The sequence below is a fragment of the Spongiimicrobium salis genome (genome assembly GCF_043678055.1).
Taxonomy (GTDB): domain Bacteria; phylum Bacteroidota; class Bacteroidia; order Flavobacteriales; family Flavobacteriaceae; genus Spongiimicrobium; species Spongiimicrobium salis.
The window spans coordinates 1-986 of the sequence record NZ_JBHEQA010000020.1 but is presented as its reverse complement, the minus strand read 5'-3'; the positions used below and the strand labels follow the sequence as shown (position 1 = coordinate 986).

Here is a 986-nt window from a genome sequence, read left to right as displayed (position 1 = left end):
TTCAGTACGATCTTGGCAGCGGCGGACAACCAGCAACTGACCTTGGCGGCAGGAAATATCCTGACCCTTGAGGACGGTGGTACGGTGAACCTGACCCCATTTTTGGACAATACCGATAACCAACAGATCACGGCCTTCAGTCTGGACGGAGCTACGAACATATTGACGATTACCCTTGAAGATGGAGGTACACAAACCGTGAACCTTAGTGGCCTAGTGGGCACAGACGACCAGACGGCTGCAGAAGTTTCCATAGCAGATACAGCTGGGAACTTTACTTCAGGAGATGTAGAAGGAGCCTTAGCGGAGTTGGCATTAGGAAGCACTGACAACCAGCAACTGACCTTGGCGGCAGGAAATATCCTGACCTTGGAAGATGGCGGTACGGTGAACCTGACCCCATTTTTGGACAACACGGACAACCAGCAGATCACGGCCTTCAGTCTGGACAATACCAGCAACGAGCTTACATTGACCTTGGAGGACGGAGGTACGCAGACGGTGGACTTCAGCACGATCTTGGCGGCGGCGGACAACCAGCAGCTTACCTTGGCGGCAGGAAATATCCTGACCCTTGAGGACGGTGGTACGGTGAACCTGACCCCATTTTTGGACAATACGGACAACCAACAGATCACGGCCTTCAGCTTGGACAATACGAGCAACGAACTGACCCTGACCTTGGAGGACGGCGGTACGCAGACGGTGGACTTCAGTACGATCTTGGCAGCGGCGGACAACCAGCAACTGACCTTGGCGGCAGGAAATATCCTGACCCTTGAGGACGGAGGAACGGTAAACCTGACCCCATTTTTGGACAATACGGACAACCAACAGATCACGGCCTTCAGCTTGGACAATACCAGCAATGAGCTTACGCTTACCTTGGAAGATGGAGGTACGCAGACGGTGGACTTCAGCACGATCTTGGCAGCGGCGGACAACCAGCAACTGACCCTGGCTGCGGGGAACATCCTGACCTTGGA

Annotated in this window: 1 protein-coding gene; it reads left to right on the top strand. The window is 54.1% G+C overall.

Annotated features, from left to right (window positions below; translation table 11 throughout):
* Positions 1–986 (top strand): hypothetical protein (locus ACEXOE_RS23695; protein ID WP_394751365.1); only part of this gene is annotated, 986 nt, incomplete at both ends.